Below are 22,126 nucleotides of genomic sequence, written 5' to 3'. Positions count from 1 at the left end.
TCGATCTCACAGGCGCTGAATGCCTCCCGGCGGGCACCTAGAGGCCCTCACCCGTGCATGGTCTCGATCAATTCCCACAGCTGTGGATCATTGAAATCCTGCACCACCAGTTTCGCCCCCGCAGCCAGCAGCCGCTCCGGCGTCTGGGTAGTGGCAACGCCCACGGTAAAGATCCCGGCCCCGCTCGCAGCCGTAACCCCCGGCAACGAGTCCTCGAACGCCAGCGCCTGGCCCGCCACCGCTTCCAGGCGCTGCAGCCCGGCCAGATAAGGCAGCGGATCAGGCTTCGCCCGCTCCAGCTCCTCGGCCACCAGCACATGCTCGAAGCGATCGCCAAGCCCCATGGCCTTGAGCACATGCTCGGCATTCAGCCGCGGCGCATTGGTCACCACGCACATGCCGATGTTGCAGGCCCGCGCATGGTCCATCAGCCGCAGCAGGCCGGGCATGGGTTGCAGCGCGGGTGACAGGTCGCGAAAAAGCGCTTCCTTGCGGTCGGCCAGCGCCTTGCGCTCGGACGCACCAGCAAGTGGAAACAGTTCGGCAAACAGTTCGCCATTGGCTCGGCCGCTGACCTGGGCATCGAATTGTTCCTGGGTCAGCTCGCGGCCGTCATGGTCGTGCAGCAGTTGACGGAAGGCTTGCAAATGCAGGGTATCGGTGTCGGTCAAGGTGCCATCGAGATCGAACAGCAGGGCAGTCAGCATCAGGTATCCAGGGATTCAAGAACAAACGCCAGGGGATGATAACCAAACCTGACGACAAAGGGGGCTGTTCAGCGCACACTGAAAAGAGTACAAATGTACTCCATGGACAATCTCACCCCAAAACGCCGTGCAATCCTCGATTTCATTCGCGAGCGCATTGCCGACCATGGCCAGCCACCGAGCCTGGCCGATATCGCCAGCCGCTTCGGCTTCGCCTCGCGTAGCGTCGCGCGCAAGCACATCACTGCGTTGTGCCAGGCCGGCTTCATTGACGTCACCCCCAACCAGGCGCGGGGCATTCGCCTGGCCGAGCCCTTGCGGCGGCCGGAAATCCTCGAAATTCCCGTGCTCGGGCAAGTGGCTGCCGGCGCGCCGATCGGCCCGGACCTGGGCATTCACGAACAATTGCTGCTCGACCCCAGCCTGTTTCGCCGCACCCCGGATTACCTGCTCAAGGTGCGCGGCGATTCGATGATCGAAGATGGCATCTTCGACGGTGACCTGGTCGGCATCCTCCAGCAGGGCGAGGCACGTGATGGTCAGATCGTGGTTGCGCGACTGGACGGCGAGGTGACCATCAAGCGCCTGCAACGCCAGCCCGGCGGTTACCGGTTGTTGCCACGCAACCCAGCCTATGCACCAATCGATGTGGGGCCTGAGCGCGAATTCTTCATCGAAGGCGTGTTCTGTGGCCTGCTGAGGCGCGACTGATGGGCGCGGTGGTCGATCTCGATCGGCTGCTCGACCAGCGCCAGGTCTGGCGTGGGCGGCAGGGCCAGGTGCGCCCGGCCGGTTTGCAGCCCACCGGCCATGCGCTGCTCGACCAGTGCCTGCCGGACGGCGGCTGGCCAGCCGCAGCCCTCAGCGAGCTGCTCCTGGCCAGCCCGGGCTGTGGTGAATTGCAGCTGCTATGGCCATCCCTGTCACGCCTGACGGCTGAGGGCGGGCGGGTGGTGTTGGTGGCGCCGCCGTTCATTCCCTATGCACCGGCCTGGCAGGCAGCAGGTGTGGACCTGCGCTGGCTGGTGCAGGTCGATGCCGGGCCGGCCGATGCCCTGTGGGCGGCCGAACAGTGCTTGCGCTCCGGCAGCTGCGCGGCGGTGCTGTGCTGGCCGGAGCGTGCCGATGACCGCGCCTTGCGCCGCTTGCAGGTGGCCGCCGAGACAGGGCAGGCATTGGCCTTTGCCTGTCGTCCGCAACAGGCGGCCCACAACCCGTCGCCCGCTGCGCTGCGTATTGCCGTGGATACGCGCCCGGCACAATGGCGTGTACTCAAGTGCCGTGGCGGCATGCCCCCGGCCCTGCCCATCGCCTGCCCAGGGCGGGGCTGATGCACCATGCTCTGGGCCTGCATCCTCCTGCCCCAGTTGGCGCTGGACTCGATCCTGCGTGAACGGGACGACGCCGATACGCCACTGGTGCTGATCGGCGGCCCTGTGCAGCGTCGCCTGCTGCAAGCCGTCAACCCGGCGGCGGCGGCGCTTGGCCTGCGGGCGGGGCAGACGCTGACGGCAGCGCGGGCCCTGGCCGATGGCTTCCATTGTGTTGAGGCCGACCCGGCCCGCATCGAGCGGTTGCAGCAATTGCTCGCGGCCTGGGCCTACCGGTTCAGTGCCCAGGTCAGTCTGCATTACCCACGCGCCTTGCTGCTTGAAGTCGGCTCCAGCTTGCAGTTGTTCGGCCCATGGCCACTGTTCGAAGCCCGCTTGCGCGAAGAGCTGTCTGCCCTGGGCTTGCGCCAGCGCATCGTGCTCGCGACCAACCCGGTCGCGGCTCGGATGCTTGCCAACGGCCATGATGGCTTGGCTTTGACCTGCGCCGAGCAAACCCGGTCGGCACTGGCGCGCATGCCTGTCGACCGGGTGGGGTTGCCAGCGGACGCTGCCCAGGCCTTTGCGCGTATGGGCCTGCGCCAGTTGGGCCAAGTGCTGGCCTTGCCGCGCGAGGCGCTGGCCAGGCGGTTTTGCGCCGATGTGCAGTTGCACTTGGACCGATTGCTTGGGCTGCGTTCCATGGGGCTGGACTTCTATCAGCCGCCAGACCGCTTCGAATCGCGCCTGGAACTCAACTTCGACGTTGAATCACATCAGGCCTTGCTGTTCCCGTTGCGGCGCATGCTCAATGACCTGGCGGCCTTCCTCGCCGGGCGCGACTGCGGTGTGCAGCGCTTCAGCCTGCACCTGGAGCACGTCGAAGGGCCGGACACCCTGCTGCACGTTGGGCTGCTGTCTGCTGAGCGGGATGCCGCCCTGCTGTTCGAACTGGCCCGCGGGCGCCTTGAGCCGCTGCGCATTCCGGCACCGGTGCGCAACCTGCGGCTGGTCGCCGATGACCTGCCTGCCTTCGTGCCCCAGCATCAGGCACTGTTCGACCCCCGCGCCAAGCAGGCCCAGCCCTGGGAGCAACTGCGCGAACGCCTGCGCGCTCGCCTCGGTGATGAGGCCGTCAACGGGTTGCGTGCCGAGGCTGACCACCGCCCCGAGTGCGCCTGGCAGCAGGCGGAGCAGGGCGCCCAGGGTCACCTGCCGGTGATGCCGGGTAGCCGCCCAGGCTGGTTGCTGCCCACGCCGCAGGCCTTGGATACGGCTGACCACAAGCTGCTGGGCCAGGCCGAACGGATCGAGTCAGGTTGGTGGGACGGTGGCGACGTGCGCCGTGATTACTACCGCATCGAAACCCGTGATGGCCTGCGTGGCTGGGCCTATCGCGACCTGGCTCAACCCGGCCCGCTGTGGCTGCAGGGCTGGTTCGCATGAGTGCTCCGGGCTACGCCGAGTTGCATTGCCTGTCCAACTTCAGTTTTCAGCGCGGTGCATCCAGCGCCGAAGAGCTGTTCCGCCGCGCCCGCGAGCAGGGTTACCAGGCGCTGGCGATCACCGACGAGTGCACCCTGGCCGGTATCGTACGCGCCTGGCAAGCAGCCAAAGACCAGCAGATGCGCCTGATCGTCGGCAGCGAAGTGCGCCTGCAGGATGGCCCCAAACTGGTGTTGCTGGCGCAGAACCTCACGGGCTACCAGAACCTCTGTGCCTTGATCACCCGTGCCCGACGGCGGGCCGAAAAGGGTGACTACCAATTGCTCGCTGACGATCTTGAGCCTCATCACGAAGGGTTGCTGGCGCTGTGGATCGCCGATGATGCCGACGATCAGGCGACGGGCAGATGGCTGTGCGAGATGTTCGCCGAGCGCCTGTGGCTGGGCGTGCACCTGCACCGGGGCAGCGATGATGCCCGGCGCCTGGCCCGCTTGCGCGAACGGGCGGCGCAGCTGGGTGTCCGCGCTGTGGCCTGTGGTGACGTGCATATGCACGTGCGGGGCCGGCGCGCCCTGCAGGACTGCATGACCGCGATTCGCCATCACTGCAACGTGGCCGAGGCAGGGCGCCACCTGTTCGCCAATGGCGAGCGTCACCTGCGTTCGCTGGAGCAACTGGGTGAGCTGTACCCGGCAGATCTGCTGGCCGAGAGCCTGACCATCGCCGAACGTTGCCAGTTCGACCTGGCCGAACTGCGCTACCAGTACCCACGCGAACTGGTGCCCGAGGGCCAGACCCCCGCCAGCTGGTTGCGCGCATTGTGCGAGCGGGGCTTGCCGCAGCGCTGGCCGTCAGGGCCGAGCAGCAAGGTCCGTGCGGTGCTGGACAAGGAACTGACGCTGATCGAGGAACTGGGCTACGAAAGCTATTTCCTGACCGTGCACGACATCGTTGCCTTTGCCCGCAGCCAGCATATTCTCTGCCAGGGCCGTGGCTCGGCAGCCAACTCGGTGGTGTGCTTCGTATTGGGCATCACCGAGCTTGACCCAATGGAGCATCGGCTGTTGTTCGAACGCTTCTTGTCGCGCGAGCGCAACGAGCCACCCGATATCGACGTGGACTTCGAACATGACCGGCGCGAAGAGGTGATCCAGTATGTGTTCCGCCGTTACGGCCGGCATCGCGCTGCGCTGACCGCGGTGGTCAACACCTACCATGCTGCCGGTGCTGTTCGCGATGTGGCCAGGGTGCTGGGCCTGCCGGCCGACCAGGTGGATGCCCTGGCCAAATGCTGCGGCCGCTGGAGCGACCGTATCCCGGACGAGCAACGGCTGGCCGAGGCCGGTTTCGAGCCCGGCAGCCCTTCGCTGCGGCGCATTCTGGTGCTGGCCGGTGAACTGATCGGCTTTCCACGCCACCTGTCCCAGCACCCCGGTGGCTTCGTCATTTCCGAACAGCCGCTGGCCCACCTGGTGCCGGTGGAGAACGCCGCAATGGCCGAGCGCACGGTGATCCAGTGGGACAAGGACGACCTGGACATGGTCGGTCTGCTCAAGGTCGATGTCCTGGCGTTGGGCATGCTCAGCGCCTTGCGCCGCTGTTTCGACCTGCTGCAGCGGCATCGGAGTCGGCAGCTGACCCTGGCGACCATCCCCGGCGAAGACCCGGCGACCTATGCGATGATCAGCCGCGCCGAAACCATGGGCGTGTTCCAGATCGAGTCACGGGCACAGATGGCCATGCTGCCGCGGCTCAAGCCCGAGACCTTCTATGACCTGGTGATCGAGGTCGCCATCGTGCGCCCCGGCCCAATCCAGGGTGACATGGTTCACCCTTACCTGCGTCGGCGCCTCAAGCAGGAGCCGGTGACCTACCCCTCGGCAAAGCTCAAGGAAGTCTTCGAGCGCACCCTGGGCGTGCCGTTGTTTCAGGAGCAGGTGATGGAGCTGGCCATGGTCGCTGCCGACTACAGCCCCGGCGAGGCCGACCAGCTGCGCCGCAGCATGGCGGCCTGGAAGCGCCATGGCGGGCTCGAGCCCCATCGCCAGCGGCTGGTGGAGGGCATGCTGCGCAACGGCTACGACCTGGCGTTCGCCGAGCGCATCTTCGAACAGATCAAAGGCTTTGGCAGTTACGGCTTCCCTGAATCGCACGCGGCCAGCTTCGCCTTGCTGTGCTATGCCAGCAGCTGGCTCAAGTGCCATGAACCGGCGATCTTCACCTGTGCCCTGGTCAACAGTTGGCCGATGGGCTTCTACAGCCCGGATCAGCTGCTGCAGGAGGCGCGGCGACAAGGCATCGAAGTACGTCCGGTGGATGTGTTCCATAGCGAATGGGATTGCACGCTGGAGCCCGATCAGCACGGGGTCCTGGCCATTCGCCTTGGGCTGCGACAGATCCGTGGTTTCAGCGAGGCGGATGCTCGCCGGCTGGAGCAGGCGAGGGCGCAACGCCCCTGGCGGGATGTCGAGGACGTGTGCCTGCGCGCAGGTCTCGACAGCCGTGCCCGCGCCCGGCTGGCCGATGCGGGGGCACTGCGAGCCCTGGCCCGCGACCGTCACCAGGCGCGCTGGCAGGTGGCGGCGGTGCAGGCGCAGTTGCCGCTGTTCGCCGAGGTGCAGGCAGTGCCGGAAGCACAGGTAGCATTGCCCGCACCCACGGTCGGCGAAGACCTGGTTGCTGACTACACCACCTTGGGCACCACCTTGGGCCCGCACCCGCTCAGGCTTTTGCGCTCACGGCTGCGGGCGTTGGGGTGTCGCAGTTGCGGCGAGCTGGCGGGGCTTGAGCATGGCGATGCGATTGCCGTGGCCGGGCTGGTGGTGGGGCGGCAGCGGCCGCAGACCGCCAGCGGGGTGACATTCGTTACGCTGGAGGATGAGTTCGGCATGGTCAACGTGGTGGTCTGGCGTGACCTGGCCGAGCGGCAGCGGCGGGCGCTGGTGGGGTCCCAGCTGCTCAAGGTGAGCGGGCGGCTGGAGCAGGACAACGGGGTGCGGCATCTGATCGCCCGGCGGCTGGAGGACATCAGCCCCTTGTTGCAGGGGCTGGATGTAAAGAGCCGAGATTTTCACTGACTTCACTGGCCTCTTCGCGGGTGAGCCCGCTCCCACGGGGTCAGCACAGTTTTCGAAGCCGGCGCCGTACCTGTGGGAGCGGTTTTACCCGCGAAGAAACCAACCCGGTCTGTCAGACCATCGCCAGATGCTGCTTGCGCGTCGGTGCCGGAAACGCCCGGTCCATCGCCCGCTGGTCTTCAAGGGTCAGGGTCAACGCCCCGGCAGCCGCATTCAACCGCACATGCTCGGCAGATACAGCCTTGGGAATGGCAATCACGTCATTCTCCCGCGTCACCCAGGCCAGGCTGACCTGCGCCGGCGTTGCGCCATGGCGCTCGGCGATTTCGCTCAGCACCGGGTGCTGCAACAGCCGCCCGGCCTGGGCCAGCGGGCAATAGGCCATGGTCGGCAAGCCGCGCTGGCGGCTCCAGGGCAACAGGTCGAACTCGATGCCCCGCTGCGCCGGGTTGTACAACACCTGATTGGTGGCGCAATCCGGGTTGTGCAGTTCGCGCAGGTCGTCGACATCGAAGTTGGACACCCCCCAGCGGCCGATCTTGCCTTGCTCGCGCAAGCGCTCGAAGGCCTCGACCGTTTCCTCCAGCGGATACTGGCCGCGCCAGTGCAGTAGATAAAGGTCGATCATTTCGCTGCCCAGGCGCTTCAGGCTGCGCTCGCAGGCTTCAGCCACACCGCGGCGGCTGGCGTTGTGCGGATAGACCTTGCTGACCAGAAACACCTGGTCACGGCGCCCGGCGATGGCTTGGCCGACCACGGCTTCGGCGCCGCCCTCGGCATACATCTCGGCGGTGTCGATCAGGGTCAGGCCCTGTTCGATGCCTTGTTGCAAGGCCGCCACTTCGGCGGCCCTGTGCGACGGGTCTTCGCCCATGTACCAGGTGCCCTGGCCAATGGCCGGCACGCTGCAACCTGCCAGTTTCACGTAACGCATGTCACCTCCGGAGTCTGGGTATGGGAAAGCAATACGTCGAGCAGCGCCTGGGCTGCAGTGGAAAGCTTGTGGTCGGCCAGGGCGATCACGCTGATGCGCCGTTCCACCGTGGGTTCTACCAGCGTCACGCAACGTGCGCCGAGTTCCTGCATCTGGTTGATGCACAGCGCAGGCACAGCGCTCACGCCAAGGCCACTGGCAACCATGCGGCCGATGGTCGAAAGCTGATGGCTTTCAAAGGCCACCGCCAGCTTGCCGTGGCGCGCCGCGACATTCTGCTCCAGCAGCAGACGCACTGCCGACGGGCGTTGCAAGGCAATGAAGTCTTCGGCCAGCAACTGCGCCCAGGTGACCTCGGACTGCAAAGCCAGTGGCGAGTCTGCCGGCACCACGGCGACGAAGCGGTCCATGTATAGCGGGTGGAAATTCAGGCCTTCGCTGTTATCCGGCTCGAAACCGATGCCCAGTTCGACGCGGCGATGGCGCACCAGTTCCAGCACTTGTTCGTTGATCACGTCGTGCACCGTGACGTTGACCTTGGGATAACGCTGGCGGAACACCTTGAGCGATTGCGGCAGCAGGTTGCCAGCAAAGGCTGGCATCGCCGCCACCGAGACGCGGCCAAGCTGCAGGGTGAAGCGCTGGCGCAGCATCTCTTCGGTGTCGTCCCAGTCGGCCAGCAGGCGCCGGGCCAGCGGCAGCAGCACCTCGCCCTCGGCAGTCAGGCTGACGCTGCGGGTGGTGCGGGTGAGCAGGGCGCCGCCGAGGTTGTCTTCCAGCGCCTTGATGGTCAGGCTCAGGGCCGGTTGCGACACATGCAAGTGTTCACCGGCCTGGGCGAAGCTCTGGTACTTGGCTACGGTGACGAAGGCACGCAGTTGCTTGACGTTCATGACAGTCTCGAGCGCTGTTTTGGAAAAGTTATCAATCGATGATGAAAACAAAATTAACAAATCAGTCGCCAGCGGTGAAGATGGCTTCACACGCTCACCGACAGCCTCGTCGGTTCAACAACTACAAAAGGCGGATCAGCATGGCCGGACTGGACAAGCGCGTAGCAACCTATGAAGAGGCCCTGGCAGGCCTGACCGACAACATGACGGTACTGGCCGGCGGCTTCGGCCTGTGCGGCATCCCCGAAAACCTGATTGCCGAAATCAAGCGCCTTGGCGTCAAGGGCCTGACCGTGGTCTCCAACAACTGCGGTGTCGACGGCTTCGGCCTGGGCGTTCTGCTGGAAGACCGGCAGATCCGCAAAATGATTGCCTCCTACGTTGGCGAGAACGCCGAATTCGAACGCCAGCTGCTCAGTGGCGAGCTGGAAGTCGAACTGACCCCGCAAGGCACCCTGGCCGAGAAAATGCGCGCCGGCGGTGCAGGCATCCCGGCCTTCTTTACCGCGACCGGTTACGGCACCCCGGTTGCCGACGGCAAGGAAGTGCGCGAGTTCAAGGGCCGCAAGTACATCCTCGAAGAGTCCATCACCGGCGACTTCGCCATCGTCAAGGGCTGGAAGGCCGACCACTACGGCAACGTGGTGTACCGCAACACCGCGCAGAACTTCAACCCGCTGGCGGCCACCGCTGGCAAGATCACCGTGGTCGAAGTGGAAGAAATCGTCGAGCCCGGCGTGCTGCTGCCCAGCGAAATCCATACCCCGGGCATCTATGTCGACCGGGTGATCGTCGGCACCTTCGAAAAACGCATCGAAAAGCGCACCGTCAAGGCCTGAGCGCCGTCCATCAGAACAACAAAGAGATCCTGACCATGGCACTGACCCGCGAACAGATGGCGCAACGCGTCGCCCGTGAACTGAAGGACGGCTACTACGTCAACCTCGGCATCGGCATCCCGACCCTGGTGGCCAACTATGTACCGGCCGACATGGACGTGATGTTGCAGTCCGAAAACGGCTTGCTCGGCATGGGCGAATTCCCCACCGAAAGCACCCTCGATGCCGACATGATCAACGCCGGCAAGCAGACTGTCACCGCCCGACGTGGCGCGTCGATCTTCGACTCGGCGCAATCGTTCGCCATGATCCGTGGCGGCCACGTCGACCTGACTGTACTGGGCGCTTTCGAAGTGGATGTGGAAGGCAACATCGCCTCGTGGATGATCCCTGGCAAACTGGTCAAGGGCATGGGCGGCGCCATGGACCTGGTCGCCGGTGCCGAGAACATCATCGTCACCATGACCCACGCCTCCAAGGATGGCGAGTCCAAGCTGCTGCCGCGTTGCAGCCTGCCGCTGACCGGTGCCGGCTGCATCCGCAAGGTCCTGACCGACCTGGCCTACCTGGAGATCGAAGACGGCGCCTTCATCCTGCGCGAGACCGCGCCGGGGGTGAGCGTCGAGGAGATCATCGAGAAAACCGCCGGCAAGCTGATCGTGCCGGATGATGTAAAGGAAATGACCTTCTAAAGCATCACACTGTCCCCCCTGTGGGAGCGGCCTTGCGTCGCGAATGGGCTGCAAAGCAGCCCCGCGATTTCAGCACCGATGCTGAGATCGCGGGACCGCTTCGCGGTCCTTTCGCGACGCAAGGCCGCTCCCACAGGGGTTTTGTGTTTTTACTGACGTATCCGATAAGACCAATAAAAGGAAGTAACCGTGGCCGCTGAAATCCAAGACAGCCGCTCCGCCCGCTTTGCCCTGCGTTGTTCCAACTGGGCCGAACGCTGGTTCCCCGACTCCTGGGTATTTGCCGCCCTCGCCGTGTTGCTGGTGTGCATCGGCGCCCTGGCCATGGGCGCCAAGCCGACCGACACTGCCAAAGCGTTCGGCGATGGCTTCTGGAGCCTGATCCCGTTCACCATGCAAATGGCTTTCGTGGTCATCGGCGGCTACGTGGTGGCCAGCTCGCCACCGGCGGCCCGGCTGATCGACCGGCTGGCGCGCATCCCCGGCAATGGCCGGTCGGCGGTGTGCTGGGTTGCGCTGATCTCGATGGTGGCCTCGCTGCTCAACTGGGGGCTGTCGCTGGTGTTTGGCGGCCTGCTGGTCCGTGCCTTGGCCCGTCGTACCGAGCTGAAGATGGACTATCGCGCCGCAGGTGCTGCCGCCTACCTGGGCCTGGGCGCTGTCTGGGCGCTGGGCCTTTCGTCTTCGGCCGCGCAGTTGCAGGCCAACCCGGCCAGCCTGCCGCCATCGATCCTGTCGATCACGGGCGTGATCCCGTTCACCGAGACCATTTTTCTCTGGCAGTCCGGCGTGATGCTGGCAGCCCTGGTGATCGTCTCGCTGGTGATCGCCTATGCCACGGCGCCTGGCCCGAACAGTGCGCGTAGCGCCGAAGCCTGTGGCGTCGACCCCAGCTTTACCGCGCCAGCGCCAGCCAGGCGTACCCGCCCCGGTGAATGGCTGGAGCACAGTCCGATCCTGATCCTGATGCTGGTGGCCCTGGCCGCTGGCTGGCTGTACCAGGAGTTCGCCACCAAGCCGGCGATAACGGCGATTTCCGGGCTGAACACCTATAACCTACTGTTCATCATGCTCGGTGCCTTGCTCCACTGGCGACCGCGCAGCTTCCTCGATGCCGTGGCCCGCGCCGTGCCGACCACCACCGGGGTGCTGATCCAGTTCCCCCTGTACGGCTCGATCGCAGCGATCCTGACCCAGGTCAAGGGGGTGGATGAACAGACCCTGGCTCACCACATTTCGCTGTTCTTCACCCAGATCGCCACCCATGACACCTACGCGTTGCTGATGGGCGTGTATTCCGCGGTGCTGGGCTTCTTCATCCCGTCGGGCGGTGGCAAGTGGATCATCGAGGCGCCGTACGTGATGCTGGTGGCCAACGACCTGAAATACCACTTGGGCTGGGCGGTGCAGATCTACAACGCTGCCGAGGCGTTGCCGAACCTGATCAACCCGTTCTACATGCTGCCGCTGCTGGGCGTGCTGGGGCTCAAGGCGCGTGATCTGATAGGCTTCTCGTTCGTGCAGTTGCTGGTGCATGTGCCGTTGGTGCTGGTGTTGCTCTGGGCCTTGGGCACTACCTTGCAATACGTGCCCCCGGTGATGCCTTGAACTAGTTGTACTGCCTGCACCGGCCCTTCGCGGGTGAACCCGCTCCCACAGGTACTGCACCGCCCTTGAAGCTTGTCAGGATCCTGTGGGAGCGGGTTTACCCGCGAAGAGGCCGGTGCAGGTTTTCAATCAGCCAGCTTTGCCAACAATGCTGCCAAGGTCGCTTTCCCTGGCGCGTCCAGACCGAAAACGGGTCGCCGCGGTTCGCCCACTGACAGGCCGGTCATTTCTAGCCCGGCCTTGATGGTTGCCGGCAACCCGCCTTTGAGAATGAAATCCAGCAAGGGCAGCTGCCGATAGAACAGCGCCCTGGCCTGCGCCAGGTCTCCCTTCAGCACTGCCTGATACAAACCTTGGTTCAGTGCCGGAATCAGGTTCGGCGCTGCCGTGCACCAGCCCTTTGCCCCGGCCACGAACGCTTCCAGCGCCAGCGGGTTGCAGCCGTTGTAGAACGGCACCTGGCCTTCACCCAGCAAATGCAGCTTGTGCATGCGCTGGATGTCGCCGGTGCTTTCCTTGACCATGGTCACGTTGGCCACTTCGCGGACGATGCGCAGGATCAGCTCCACCGACATGTCGGTGCCGCTGGTGGCCGGGTTGTTGTAGAGCATGATCGGGATATCGATGGCCTCACCGATGGCGCGGTAGTGCTGGAGGATCTCGGCTTCGCTGAGTTTCCAGTAGGCGGCCGGCAGTACCATCACCGCGTCGGCGCCCTGGGCCTGGGCAAAACGGGCGCGTCGCACGGCACCGGCGGTAGTCAGATCGGACACGCTGACGATGCTTGGCACCCGTTTGTCGATCTGCGCAAGGCTATACTCGGCCACCTGCTGCCATTCGCTGTCGCTGAGATAGGCCCCTTCGCCGGTGCTGCCCAAGGGCGCGATGGCCTGCACGCCGCCGTCGATCAGGCGTTCGATGGACTGGCGCAACGCGGGCAGGTCGAGCTGTTCGCCACCAGCGCTGAAGGGGGTGATGGTGTAGCCGATGATGCCGTGGATTTCAGTGGTCATTTTAAAAGGCTCCGCAAGCAAGGCATTCAGGGTTCAGTTCAGGCAGTCGGCGTGGGTGCGCAGGCACTGCCGGGCAAAGTAGTTGAAGGCAGCGGCATGGCGCTTGGGCCGGTCGATCCAGTCGTGGGCTTCACGGCCCAGTGCCGGGTCGATGGGCTTGAGGGTGCCAGCCGACATCGCCAGCAGTTGCAGGCGTGCGGCGCGCTCGATCAACTGGGCGTACACGCAGGCCTGCTCGATGCTGATGCCGGTGGACAGCTGGCCATGGTGCGAGAGCAGAATGGCGCGCTTGTCCCCCAGTGCGGCACTGATGATCTCGCCTTCCTCGTTGCCCACCGGCACGCCAGGCCAGGCTTCAAGGAAGGCACAGTCGTCGTACAGCGGGCACAGGTCCATATGCGAGACCTGCAGCGGGACTTCCAGCATCGACAGGGCGGCAACGTGGGTCGGGTGGGTATGGATGATGCAGTTCACATCCGGCCGGGCGCGGTACACCCAGCTGTGGAAGCGATTGGCCGGGTTGGGCATGCCTTGGCCTTCGAGCACGTCGAGGTCCTCGTTGACCAGCAACAGGTTGCTGGCGCTGATTTCATCGAAACCCAGGCCCAGCTGCTGGGTGTAGAAAGTCCCGGGTTGCGGGCCGCGGGCGCTGATCTGCCCGGCCAGGCCGGAGTCGTGGCCATGATCGAACAGAATTCGGCAGGTCAGGGCCAGCTTTTCTCGTACAGTCCACGTATTATCGGCAAGCGAGCCTTGCATCTGCGTCAGCGCCTGCTGGACCAGTTGGTCCTTGCTGAGTGTCAGGGTCTTGGCCATGGGGTTTTCCTCTGTGGCGTGATGAGCGATGTCAGCGCTGGCCGGTTCCGAAGCTTTGGTCGGTCGAGGAATCTGCCGGTGCGTGACACAAATAATCCTATATGACACAAAGTGTCATAAGCAAGCCTGTGGACCCGGGAAAATCGCGTCGCATGTCTAACCGATTGAAAGTATTGAGAAAAAAACTTGGGGTCACGCTTGAGGCGCTGGCCGAGAAGTCCGGCATGACCAAGAGCTACCTGTCCAAGGTGGAGCGTGGCCTGAATACGCCGTCCATCGCTGCTGCGCTGAAGCTGGCGCGGGCGCTGAATGTCAACGTCGAAGATTTGTTCGCCGAGGAGCAGGCCGCCCAGAGCCGCTATAGCCTGGTACGCCAGGGCGAGCGTCAGCCGCTGGTGGGCGATGGCCATGGGCCGGGCTACGCAGCCTTGACCCGTCAGTTCGGGCAGCACAGCCTGTTGCCGTTCCTGATCAAGCCGCCGACCGAGTTCAGCGACCCGACCTTCAAGGAGCATGACGGTGAGGAGTTCTTGTTCGTCCACGCCGGCCAGGTGGAGGTCGACTTCATCAATGAGCGGGTGTTGCTGGAGCAGGGCGATGCACTGCACTTCAATGCCCAGACACCGCACCGCTTGCGCTCGGTCGGCGCGCAGCCGGCGCAGCTGCTGGTAGTGGTGCAGCACGGCGGCGAATGAGGGCCGGACGATGATCGAGGTGTCGCGGTTCTGGCGGGATCCGGCATTGCCCTTCGTCGAAGCCCGGCGCGTGGGGGATGGGCGCAAGGTCTGTTATGCCGCGCATTCCCATGAGAGCTTTTCCATCGGCGTGATCACTGGCGGGCGCAGTACCTACCTGAGCGGCGCCAGTCAGGTCGAGGTAATGGCCGGTACCACGGTCTTGATGAACCCGGGTGTGGTTCACACCTGCAACCCGATCGCCGGCCAGCCCTGGTCGTACCTGATGCTTTTCGTCGACATGCCGTGGTTGCTGGCTCGGGGCTTCGTCCTGCCTGCGCAGACGTTCAGTGCCTCTGCTGGGTTGTACAGCCGGCTGCTGCAATTGTTTGCCGACCTGTTCGACGCCGAGTTGAATGATCGAGAAGCACGGCTGGCCGCTTTTTTTGCCGATCTTCCCGGCTATTTGCACCCCAATGCGCACAAGCTGCCAAGCGAACATCCGCAATTGGATGCTGCTGCGGCATTCATTCGTGCGCACCGGAGCGACCCGCTTGGCCTGGCAGATATCTGCGCGGCGTGCGGCCTGTCCCGGTCCTATCTGATCCGTGCGTTCCGCCAGCGCTTCGGCCTGACCCCTCACGGTTATTTGCTGGATCAGCGGGTGCAGCATGCGCGGGCGCAACTGCGCAAGGGCAGGGCGATCGCCGACGTGGCACTGGAGGCAGGTTTTGCCGACCAGGCGCATCTTCAGAGGGCGTTCAAACAGCACCTGGCGGCGACACCCGGGCATTACCGAGATGCAGTGCCGGCCTCTTCGCGGCTAAAGCCACAGGCATAGCGCCAGCTTCAGATCCGGCGCGGTCCCTGTGGGAGCGGCTTTAGCCGCGAATAGGCCGGCACTGGCGACATCAAACCAGCAGATAAACCGCACTCCCCACCAGTAACACCGCCAGCCCCCGATTCAGCAACCGTAGATACCGCGGGTCCCGCAGGTACTGGCGGATCACACTCCCGGCCCAGGCCCAGCAGGCGACCGAGACGAAACAGATCGGCCCATAGATCCAGGTGAACAACCACAACAGATGCTGTTCGCCACCGGTGTAGGCGCCCACACCCGCCACCGCAGCCAGCCAGGCCTTGGGGTTGAGCCATTGCATCGCTGCGCCATGCCAGGCCGAGGGAGCACGTGGCTGATCCGAGCCACCCAGCTGACCATCATCGCTGGCCAGCTTCCAGGCCATGTACAGCAGAAACGCCACGCCACCCCAGTGCAGCGCCAGCTCCAGGTGCGGCCAGCGCAACAGCAGTTCATGCAACCCCAGGCCGACCAGCACCAGCAACAGGCAGAAGCCCAGCGTCGCGCCTGTTACATGCCACATACTCGCTCGCAAGCCATGGCGGGCACCGCTGCCAAGGGCGACGACATTGACCGGCCCGGGCGAGATCGAAGCGGCGAGGGCGAATGCGGCCATGGAAAGGGACAGGCTCATTTCCGTAACTCCGTGGATTGATGAATGCCGCCATCCTCTAGCCTTGCGCAGCGGTGGTATTGAATAAAAGTCCCCTGAAAGCTGGTTACAGGTTTTGTAATAGTTTCGCGCTATCAGAAAAATCTGCTGTGCTTGTAGCATCGTCTTTCCTTTTTCAATCAAGGCCTATATGAGCACCTTCGCGGAACCCCCCAGTCCCTGGCCGTCCCGGCCATCCCCCCTTCGTCTGCGTGACGCCTTCTTCGTGAGTACCCGCTAATGGAATGGCTAGCTGATCCTACGGCCTGGCTAGGCCTGTTGACGCTTATCGTCCTCGAGCTGGTGCTGGGTATCGACAACCTGGTGTTCATCGCCATCCTCGCCGACAAGCTGCCACCGCATCAGCGCGACCGCGCGCGGGTCATCGGCCTTAGCCTGGCGCTGATCATGCGTTTGGGCCTGTTGGCCAGTATCTCGTGGATGGTCACCCTGACCGCACCGCTGTTCGAAGTGTTCGGCAAAAGCTTCTCTGGCCGTGACCTGATCATGCTGTTCGGCGGTGTGTTCCTGCTGTTCAAGGCGACCATGGAATTGCACGAACGCCTGGAAGGGCATGCCACCCAGGCTACGGGAGCCGTGCGTCATGCCTTGTTCTGGCCGATCGTGGCGCAGATCGTCGTGCTCGACGCGGTGTTCTCGCTGGACGCGGTGATCACGGCCGTTGGCATGGTCGAAGAATTGTCGGTGATGATGATCGCAGTGATCTTCTCGATCGGCATCATGATCGTCGCCAGCAAACCATTGACCCGTTTCGTCAACGCGCACCCGACGGTGATCATGCTGTGTCTGGGCTTCCTGATGATGATCGGTTTCAGCCTCACCGCCGAAGGCCTGGGCTTCCATATCCCGAAAGGCTACCTGTACGCGGCCATTGGCTTCTCGATTCTCATCGAGCTGTTCAACCAGTTGGCCCGTGCCCGCCGCAAGCGCAGCCTGCAGCAGCACCGGCCACTGCGTGAGCGTACCGCGCATGCGGTGCTGCGCCTGCTGGGTGGCCGCCGGGTCGAGGCTGACGAGGTGGGCGAAGAAATCGCCGACCTGGTCGAAGGGGGCGAAGAGCAGGTGCTGTTCGACCGCCGTGAGCGGGTGATGATCAGCGGCGTGCTGAACCTGGCCGAGCGGCCGATCCGCACGGTGATGACCGCGCGTGCCGAGGTCGACGTGCTTGACCTGGCGCAACCCGCGCAGGCCATTACCGAGGCGCTGGCCAACTCGCCGTACTCGCGCCTGCCGCTGATTCGCAACGGCCATATCGAGGAACCGCTGGGCTTCGTGCACAAGAAGGAGCTGCTCAAGGAGCTGCTGACCGGCAGTCAGCCGGACCTGGAGCGCATGGCCCGGGCGCCGTTGAACCTGCTGGAGAGTTTCAGCATCCTCAACGCCCTCGAGCAAATGCGTAGCCAGTCAACGCACATTGCCTTCGTGATCAACGAGTTCGGCGATTTCACTGGTCTGCTGACCATGACCGACATCCTCGAGTCGATCGCCGGTGAGTTGCCGGATGCCAGCGAGGTGGAAGGCCCGGCGATCATCGAGGAAGATGGCAGCTTTGTCGTCAGTGGTGCCCTGAACCTGAGCCAGGTCCAGGCGCGGACAGGCTTCAGCGCCCGCGCCACCGAGGACTACCAGACCCTGGCAGGACTGGTGATGAGCTTGCTGGACCGCCTGCCGGTGGTGGGTGACCAGTTGGCCTGGAACGGTTGGCGCATGATTGTGGTGGCGGTGGAGGAGCGCCGGGTACGCCAGGTGCGCCTTACACCGAGCGCCGACGCTGACGCATCAGGTGCTTGAAGCCTTCAAGCACCAGCACCAGCACCGCGGCCCAGATCGGCAGGTAGGTCAGCCACTGATCCGGGCCGATGGTTTCGCCCAGTAGCAGGGCGACGCCCACCAGCAACACCGGCTCGACGTAGCTGAGCAGGCCGAACAGGCTGAACGGCAACAGGCGGCTGGCCAGCACGTAGGCGATCAGTGCGCAGGCGCTGATCGCCCCTAGCAGTGGAATCAGAGCATACAGGCCTGGGTGCTGGTGCAGATCGGCCGTCGTCAACGGCCCCTGGGTGACGAAATACAGCGCCCAGGGCAGCAACAGGCACATGTCGCACCACAGGCCACCCAGGTGGTCGGTGCGGCAGCGTCGCCGCAAGACGAAGTAGATCGGGTAGCCGATCGTCACCAACAAGGTTTCCCAGGCGAAGCTGCCATTCTGGTACAACTCGTGCCCGACACCCAGCGCGGCGCAGCCGACCGCCACTTGTTGCAGGCGTGACAAGCGCTCGCCATACACCAGGCGCCCGGTCAGCACCATTGCCAGCGGCAGCAGGAAATAGCCCATCGACACTTCCAGGCTACGCCCGTGCAACGGCGCCCAGAGGAACAGCCACAGCTGCACCCCCATCAACCACGAGGTACCGACCATGCCCAGCAGCAGGGTCGGCGTCCGGCGCACGCGGGCGAGCAGTTCACCGACGCGCTTCCAGTCTTTGCTGGCCAACATGAACAGGGTGAGGCAGGGCAGGGTCAACAACGTGCGCCAGCCAAAGATCTCTTCGCCGTCGAGCGGCGACAGCAAGGAGGTATAGAAATACATCACGGCGAACAGACAGGACGCCATGACCGACGAAATAATGCCTTTTGACACGAATGCCTCGGATAGGGAGTGAGCGGGTGGATCAGCCGCGCATGATCTCAGGGGCCGCGTCTTGCGGCAACCGCGCAACCGCCGGGTGGGTAGCGAGTGCCTTGAGGAAGTCGGCCGCCGGCATCGGCCGGGCAAACAGATAGCCTTGCTGGAAGTCCACCCCGCTGCGTGCCAGGTAGTCACGCTGCACGTCGGTTTCCACCCCTTCGGCAACGATGCCCAGGCCCAGCTTGGCGGACAGTTCGATGATGCTGTCGAGTATGTGTTGCGACAGCGCGTCACCACCGATCATGGCCACGAAACTCTGGTCGATCTTCAGGTAATCGACCTTGAACTGGCGCAGGTAATTGAGGCTCGACTGGCCGGTGCCGAAGTCATCCAGGGCGATCATCACCCCCATGTCATGCAGTTTGGTGAACAGTTCGAGGGCTACCGGTGTGGCTTCAAGCAGCTTGCGCTCGGTCAGCTCCAGGGTCAGCCGGACTCGCCCTGGGGGAAAATGCTGGAGGAAGGTGCGGCAGTCGTCGAGCAGGCTCAGGTCGCGGCAGTGATCGGCGGTAATGTTGATGCCGATGTGGAAACCGTCCTCCAACAGCGCGGTGTAGGGGGCAAGACTTTGCGCAGTGTGCAGCATGAGGGCACGGGTCATGGCGACGATCTGGCCGCTGTGTTCGGCATAGGGGATGAACAGGTCCGGACGCACCAGGCCCTCACGGGGATGGTTCCAGCGCATCAGCACTTCAGCTCCGGCCCAGCGGTAGTCGCCCTTGCGCACCACGGGTTGGAAGTACGGCAGAAACTCGTCCGCCTCCAGCGCCCGGCGCAGCTCGGCACGCGGCGAGCTGGCCCGGCGAATCTGCCAGCGGCAGGCGCAACCGGCCACCACGCCGAGTACCAGCAGCAGGCTGAGCAGGGCGGGGTAGTGGCTGCGTAGCACTTCACCTTGTTTGCCGGCTTCGTAGCCGCCGTGCACGCTGAACGGGTAGCGGGTCGAGCCCAGCGTCACATCGGCGGCGGCGGCTGCCGGTGGCACGCCTTCATGCACTACGCCGTCCTTGCCCATCCAGGCCTTGCCGACACGGATCTGCAGGGTTTCCTCCGGGCCAATCAGGCGCAAGGCTGTGAGCAGATGGTCGCCATCGACGGTGGTGATCGCGCCGCGGTCGCCATCGCTGGCGCGATAGACCAGCAGGGGATGGCCAGGCGTTACCGAATTGCCATCCATCAGCCATAGCCGGCCATCGGTATAGTCATTGGTCTCGACCTGTTCGTCGAAATCGCCGAACAGCGAACTGCAGTACAGGTTATGGTGCTGGAACAGGTTGGTCGAACGCACGAAGGCATTGCGCGTGACCTGGCTGCGCAAGGCCAGCTGGGCATCTGCGCAGGGGGTGCCGGCCAGTGGCAGCAGGGTCAGCGCGGCATTGGCCAGGTTGTCCAGAATATGGTCGACATGTTCGATCACCTGGCGTGTCGTCGCCTCGCTGCTGGCGCGCAATTCGCGCTCGATCTGCCAGTTCATTACCGCCAGGCCGCAGGCAAGCGGCACCACGCTGACGATCCAGGGCAGCAGCGTGCGCCAGCTCCAGCGAGCGGGGCGTTTGGCGGTAAGCGGCATGCTGGGGGATCTTCCTGATGATTGACGTGTTGAGGATAGCCGTTTGTCGGCGCAGGTGGCGAACTAAAGCGCGACAAAGCAATTTACGCACTGTAGAATCGGTTTACGAATACAACAATAAGGTCCTTCGTTTCTGAAGGGTCAACCCTCGCAGAGAATGGGTCCATATGACATACCATGGGTTCAAGCTGATCATTGGTGACTTCCTCGCCCGCAGCGTGCGCGGTATCCCATGCTCTCCACCATCGCCGTTCCACATCCTACGCAATCATTAATTTCCGCTGCAGATGAGGGTACGAACATGGCTGATATCTTTGACAATCCAATGGGCCTGATGGGCTTTGAGTTCATCGAACTGGCTTCGCCGACACCAGGCGTGCTGGAGCCGGTGTTCCAGATGCTCGGCTTCACCAAGGTGGCCACTCACCGCTCCAAGGACGTGCACCTGTACCGCCAGGGCGGCATCAACCTGATCCTCAACAATGAGCCAAAGAGCATCGCCTCTTACTTTGCCGCCGAGCATGGCCCGTCGGTGTGCGGCATGGCGTTCCGTGTGCGTAACGCCCATGAAGCCTACGCCCGGGCCCTGGAGCTGGGCGCCCAGCCAGTCGAGATCGAAACCGGCCCGATGGAACTGCGCCTGCCGGCCATCAAGGGCATTGGTGGTGCTCCGCTTTACCTGATCGACCGTTTCGATGAAGGCAGCTCGATCTACGATATCGACTTCAATTTCATCGAGGGTGTTGATCGCAACCCGGCGGGTGCAGGCTTGAAGATCATCGATCACCTGACCCACAACGTCTATCGCGGGCGCATGGCCTACTGGGCTGGCTTCTACGAGAAGCTGTTCAATTTCCGCGAGATCCGCTATTTCGATATCAAGGGCGAATACACCGGCCTGACCTCCAAGGCCATGACCGCGCCTGACGGCATGATCCGCATTCCGCTCAATGAAGAGTCATCCAAGGGTGCAGGGCAGATCGAAGAGTTCCTGATGCAGTTCAACGGCGAAGGCATCCAGCATGTGGCCTTCCTCACCGATGACCTGCTCAAGACCTGGGATGCCCTCAAGGGCCTTGGCATGCGATTCATGACCGCACCGCCGCAGACCTATTACGAAATGCTCGAAGAGCGCCTGCCAGGGCATGGCGAGCCAGTCGACCAGCTGCAGGCCCGTGGCATCCTGCTGGATGGCGCTTCCGAGCCGGGTGACAAGCGCCTGCTGCTGCAGATTTTCTCGGAAACCCTGCTTGGCCCGGTGTTCTTCGAATTCATTCAGCGTAAAGGGGATGACGGTTTCGGTGAAGGCAACTTCAAAGCCCTCTTCGAGTCCATCGAGCGTGACCAGGTGCGCCGCGGCGTGCTCAATGCCGAATGAGTGAATTCTGGCGCCGTCAGCCTTTGCTGGCGGCGCTGCGAGCACGCTGGCGACGTTGCCTGAACAGGCCCCAGTACGTGATCGAGCCGGTAATGACGCCTATCAGCGCCAAGATAGGGAAAAGCTGTTTCAATGTCTGGTGTGTCTGGTGTGCCGCATAGCCGTGGGCATAGCCTGCCTTGACGGTATAGCCATACTTGCTCGAGACCCCCTCCTGGTAAAACTCGACTTGTGATGGGCGCGCTGCATCGCGGCTATCGCCGTCGGCCCAGATGTAAAACTCATCAAATTCGAGCAGTAACGTCAGCCCCGTCTGAAATGCCCGCAACTCATTGCGCAGCAACTGGCCATAGGACGTGGCAATGATCCCTTTATTATTCTCACTCAGCTGATAGGCGAGCAGAACCGCATTGGGTGTTGCTGGCGCATCCAGCACCAGACGAAATTGCGAACGAGTATCCGGGAAAATGTCATCGGGTGGAAAAGGCGTTTTCAAGGTATTGCAATAGGTGCGGCGATCAACGGTCAAAGCCAACGAACGCAGATGCGGCGCTTTCGTGACCTGATCGACCAATTGCGGCAGGGCACTCTCGCAGGCGGTCCCTGCCAACTTCAGTGCAGCAGACGCGGATGCGTGTATGCGATCCAGTGCCAGGTCCACGGAATAGATCGCTTCCTTCACAGAGATTCGTGCGGTTTCTTCAAGCTTCTTGTCCTGCTGATAAAGCATGACCATCAGCCCGGTGCCGACCGGCAGCAGGCTTATTGCCAAAGTCAGCAACAGTTCTATCAAACCCTGCCCAGCAGTTTTGATTCTCGACATGAATGTTCGGCCCCCAGTTTCCAAGCTGCCCGAGATGGGCAGCCCAAGTGGTGAGCCTATGAATCAATTACTGTACTTGCTGTAATCCATAACCATGCGTGCTTGGTGAACTACGCTGCTGAGGT

General features: G+C 63.5%; 20 protein-coding genes. 11 read left to right on the top strand and 9 right to left on the bottom strand.

Translation table 11 applies throughout. From position 1 onward, the window contains the following. Window positions 1-47 precede the first annotated feature (47 nt). Complete coding sequence (locus APH33_RS11905; RefSeq protein WP_054885327.1) at window positions 48-707, bottom strand: HAD family phosphatase; 660 nt, start codon at window positions 705-707, stop codon at window positions 48-50. Between the two features lie 93 nt (window positions 708-800). On the opposite strand from APH33_RS11905, the gene lexA reads away from it, so the two are divergent. Genes lexA through APH33_RS11885 form a run of 4 tightly spaced genes read left to right on the top strand, consistent with a single transcriptional unit; the run spans window position 801 to window position 6,540 of the window. Beyond that, window positions 801-1,418 (top strand): transcriptional repressor LexA, encoded by a 618-nt coding sequence (gene lexA / locus APH33_RS11900; protein WP_054885326.1) that lies wholly within the window; start codon window positions 801-803, stop codon window positions 1,416-1,418. Beyond that, a complete protein-coding gene (gene imuA / locus APH33_RS11895) occupies window positions 1,418-2,038 on the top strand; it encodes a translesion DNA synthesis-associated protein ImuA (protein WP_054885325.1) in 621 nt (206 codons plus the stop codon). The genes lexA and imuA overlap by 1 nt, the downstream gene beginning before the upstream one ends. Window positions 2,039-2,044: 6 nt before the next feature. Then, complete coding sequence (locus APH33_RS11890) at window positions 2,045-3,463, top strand: DNA polymerase Y family protein (RefSeq protein WP_054885324.1); 1,419 nt, start codon at window positions 2,045-2,047, stop codon at window positions 3,461-3,463. Further along, the gene (locus APH33_RS11885) at window positions 3,460-6,540 is read left to right on the top strand and encodes an error-prone DNA polymerase (protein WP_054885323.1); all 3,081 of its coding nucleotides are present in this window, start codon (window positions 3,460-3,462) and stop codon (window positions 6,538-6,540) included. Before APH33_RS11890 ends, APH33_RS11885 begins: the two co-directional genes overlap by 4 nt. Window positions 6,541-6,652: 112 nt before the next feature. Here APH33_RS11885 and APH33_RS11880 read toward each other — a convergent pair whose 3' ends face one another. Both APH33_RS11880 and APH33_RS11875 read right to left on the bottom strand, forming a co-directional pair. Continuing rightward, entirely contained in the window at window positions 6,653-7,474 is an 822-nt protein-coding gene (locus APH33_RS11880) for an aldo/keto reductase (protein WP_054885322.1), read from the bottom strand. Then, window positions 7,462-8,367, bottom strand: coding sequence for a LysR family transcriptional regulator (locus APH33_RS11875; protein WP_054885321.1), 906 nt, complete (start codon window positions 8,365-8,367; stop codon window positions 7,462-7,464). The genes APH33_RS11880 and APH33_RS11875 overlap by 13 nt, the downstream gene beginning before the upstream one ends. 140 nt (window positions 8,368-8,507) lie before the next feature. On the opposite strand from APH33_RS11875, the gene APH33_RS11870 reads away from it, so the two are divergent. The 3 genes from APH33_RS11870 (at window position 8,508) to APH33_RS11860 (ending at window position 11,506) form a co-directional block, all read left to right on the top strand. Then, window positions 8,508-9,206: a CoA transferase subunit A gene (locus tag APH33_RS11870; protein ID WP_054885320.1), complete on the top strand. Its 699-nt coding sequence runs from the start codon at window positions 8,508-8,510 to the stop codon at window positions 9,204-9,206. A 35-nt stretch (window positions 9,207-9,241) separates the two neighbouring features. Next, entirely contained in the window at window positions 9,242-9,898 is a 657-nt protein-coding gene (locus APH33_RS11865; protein WP_027916751.1) for a CoA transferase subunit B, read from the top strand. Between the two features lie 189 nt (window positions 9,899-10,087). After that, the gene (locus APH33_RS11860; RefSeq protein ID WP_054885319.1) at window positions 10,088-11,506 is read left to right on the top strand and encodes a short-chain fatty acid transporter; all 1,419 of its coding nucleotides are present in this window, start codon (window positions 10,088-10,090) and stop codon (window positions 11,504-11,506) included. A 125-nt stretch (window positions 11,507-11,631) separates the two neighbouring features. Here APH33_RS11860 and APH33_RS11855 read toward each other — a convergent pair whose 3' ends face one another. Together APH33_RS11855 and APH33_RS11850 are read right to left on the bottom strand one after the other, a co-directional pair. Further along, on the bottom strand, window positions 11,632-12,519 hold the full coding sequence (locus APH33_RS11855; protein ID WP_054885318.1) for a dihydrodipicolinate synthase family protein: 888 nt from the start codon (window positions 12,517-12,519) through the stop codon (window positions 11,632-11,634). A gap of 33 nt (window positions 12,520-12,552) precedes the next feature. Then, on the bottom strand, window positions 12,553-13,335 hold the full coding sequence (locus APH33_RS11850; RefSeq protein WP_054885317.1) for an aldolase: 783 nt from the start codon (window positions 13,333-13,335) through the stop codon (window positions 12,553-12,555). A 152-nt stretch (window positions 13,336-13,487) separates the two neighbouring features. On the opposite strand from APH33_RS11850, the gene APH33_RS11845 reads away from it, so the two are divergent. Next, complete coding sequence (locus APH33_RS11845) at window positions 13,488-14,030, top strand: helix-turn-helix domain-containing protein (protein WP_054885316.1); 543 nt, start codon at window positions 13,488-13,490, stop codon at window positions 14,028-14,030. 10 nt (window positions 14,031-14,040) lie between these two features. Next, window positions 14,041-14,850 carry an AraC family transcriptional regulator gene (locus APH33_RS11840; protein ID WP_054885315.1) on the top strand — a complete coding sequence of 270 codons (810 nt, stop codon included), beginning with the start codon at window positions 14,041-14,043 and terminating at the stop codon, window positions 14,848-14,850. Between the two features lie 70 nt (window positions 14,851-14,920). Here APH33_RS11840 and APH33_RS11835 read toward each other — a convergent pair whose 3' ends face one another. Continuing rightward, window positions 14,921-15,502 carry a LysE family translocator gene (locus APH33_RS11835; protein WP_054885314.1) on the bottom strand — a complete coding sequence of 194 codons (582 nt, stop codon included), beginning with the start codon at window positions 15,500-15,502 and terminating at the stop codon, window positions 14,921-14,923. A 258-nt stretch (window positions 15,503-15,760) separates the two neighbouring features. Between APH33_RS11835 and APH33_RS11830 the strand changes: the two genes are divergently transcribed. Next, complete coding sequence (locus APH33_RS11830) at window positions 15,761-17,332, top strand: TerC family protein (RefSeq protein ID WP_054885313.1); 1,572 nt, start codon at window positions 15,761-15,763, stop codon at window positions 17,330-17,332. On the opposite strand, the gene rarD is transcribed toward APH33_RS11830, so the two are convergent. After that, entirely contained in the window at window positions 17,295-18,182 is an 888-nt protein-coding gene (gene rarD / locus APH33_RS11825; protein ID WP_054885312.1) for an EamA family transporter RarD, read from the bottom strand. The genes APH33_RS11830 and rarD overlap by 38 nt on opposite strands. Window positions 18,183-18,213: 31 nt before the next feature. Further along, complete coding sequence (locus APH33_RS11820; protein ID WP_054885311.1) at window positions 18,214-19,800, bottom strand: cyclic diguanylate phosphodiesterase; 1,587 nt, start codon at window positions 19,798-19,800, stop codon at window positions 18,214-18,216. Window positions 19,801-20,101: 301 nt separating this feature from the next. On the opposite strand from APH33_RS11820, the gene hppD reads away from it, so the two are divergent. Then, entirely contained in the window at window positions 20,102-21,178 is a 1,077-nt protein-coding gene (gene hppD / locus APH33_RS11815) for a 4-hydroxyphenylpyruvate dioxygenase (protein WP_054885310.1), read from the top strand. A 16-nt stretch (window positions 21,179-21,194) separates the two neighbouring features. On the opposite strand, the gene APH33_RS11810 is transcribed toward hppD, so the two are convergent. Then, window positions 21,195-22,001 (bottom strand): CSS-motif domain-containing protein, encoded by an 807-nt coding sequence (locus APH33_RS11810; RefSeq protein ID WP_054885309.1) that lies wholly within the window; start codon window positions 21,999-22,001, stop codon window positions 21,195-21,197. Window positions 22,002-22,126: the final 125 nt, after the last annotated feature.

The organism is Pseudomonas sp. NBRC 111130 (assembly GCF_001320485.1).
In the GTDB taxonomy this organism is placed as follows: domain Bacteria; phylum Pseudomonadota; class Gammaproteobacteria; order Pseudomonadales; family Pseudomonadaceae; genus Aquipseudomonas; species Aquipseudomonas vlassakiae.
The sequence above is the reverse complement of the archived record's forward strand: the minus strand, read 5'-3'. Positions and strand labels throughout refer to the sequence as shown.

Coding starts and splice junctions, on each gene's coding strand:
- APH33_RS11905 (WP_054885327.1), bottom strand. CDS start 707: ATGCTGACTGCCCTGCTGTTCGATCTCGATGGCACCTTGACCGACACC.
- lexA (WP_054885326.1), top strand. CDS start 801: ATGTACTCCATGGACAATCTCACCCCAAAACGCCGTGCAATCCTCGAT.
- imuA (WP_054885325.1), top strand. CDS start 1,418: ATGGGCGCGGTGGTCGATCTCGATCGGCTGCTCGACCAGCGCCAGGTC.
- APH33_RS11890 (WP_054885324.1), top strand. CDS start 2,045: ATGCTCTGGGCCTGCATCCTCCTGCCCCAGTTGGCGCTGGACTCGATC.
- APH33_RS11885 (WP_054885323.1), top strand. CDS start 3,460: ATGAGTGCTCCGGGCTACGCCGAGTTGCATTGCCTGTCCAACTTCAGT.
- APH33_RS11880 (WP_054885322.1), bottom strand. CDS start 7,474: ATGCGTTACGTGAAACTGGCAGGTTGCAGCGTGCCGGCCATTGGCCAG.
- APH33_RS11875 (WP_054885321.1), bottom strand. CDS start 8,367: ATGAACGTCAAGCAACTGCGTGCCTTCGTCACCGTAGCCAAGTACCAG.
- APH33_RS11870 (WP_054885320.1), top strand. CDS start 8,508: ATGGCCGGACTGGACAAGCGCGTAGCAACCTATGAAGAGGCCCTGGCA.
- APH33_RS11865 (WP_027916751.1), top strand. CDS start 9,242: ATGGCACTGACCCGCGAACAGATGGCGCAACGCGTCGCCCGTGAACTG.
- APH33_RS11855 (WP_054885318.1), bottom strand. CDS start 12,519: ATGACCACTGAAATCCACGGCATCATCGGCTACACCATCACCCCCTTC.
- APH33_RS11850 (WP_054885317.1), bottom strand. CDS start 13,335: ATGGCCAAGACCCTGACACTCAGCAAGGACCAACTGGTCCAGCAGGCG.
- APH33_RS11845 (WP_054885316.1), top strand. CDS start 13,488: ATGTCTAACCGATTGAAAGTATTGAGAAAAAAACTTGGGGTCACGCTT.
- APH33_RS11840 (WP_054885315.1), top strand. CDS start 14,041: ATGATCGAGGTGTCGCGGTTCTGGCGGGATCCGGCATTGCCCTTCGTC.
- APH33_RS11835 (WP_054885314.1), bottom strand. CDS start 15,502: ATGAGCCTGTCCCTTTCCATGGCCGCATTCGCCCTCGCCGCTTCGATC.
- APH33_RS11830 (WP_054885313.1), top strand. CDS start 15,761: ATGGAATGGCTAGCTGATCCTACGGCCTGGCTAGGCCTGTTGACGCTT.
- APH33_RS11820 (WP_054885311.1), bottom strand. CDS start 19,800: ATGCCGCTTACCGCCAAACGCCCCGCTCGCTGGAGCTGGCGCACGCTG.
- hppD (WP_054885310.1), top strand. CDS start 20,102: ATGGCTGATATCTTTGACAATCCAATGGGCCTGATGGGCTTTGAGTTC.
- APH33_RS11810 (WP_054885309.1), bottom strand. CDS start 22,001: ATGTCGAGAATCAAAACTGCTGGGCAGGGTTTGATAGAACTGTTGCTG.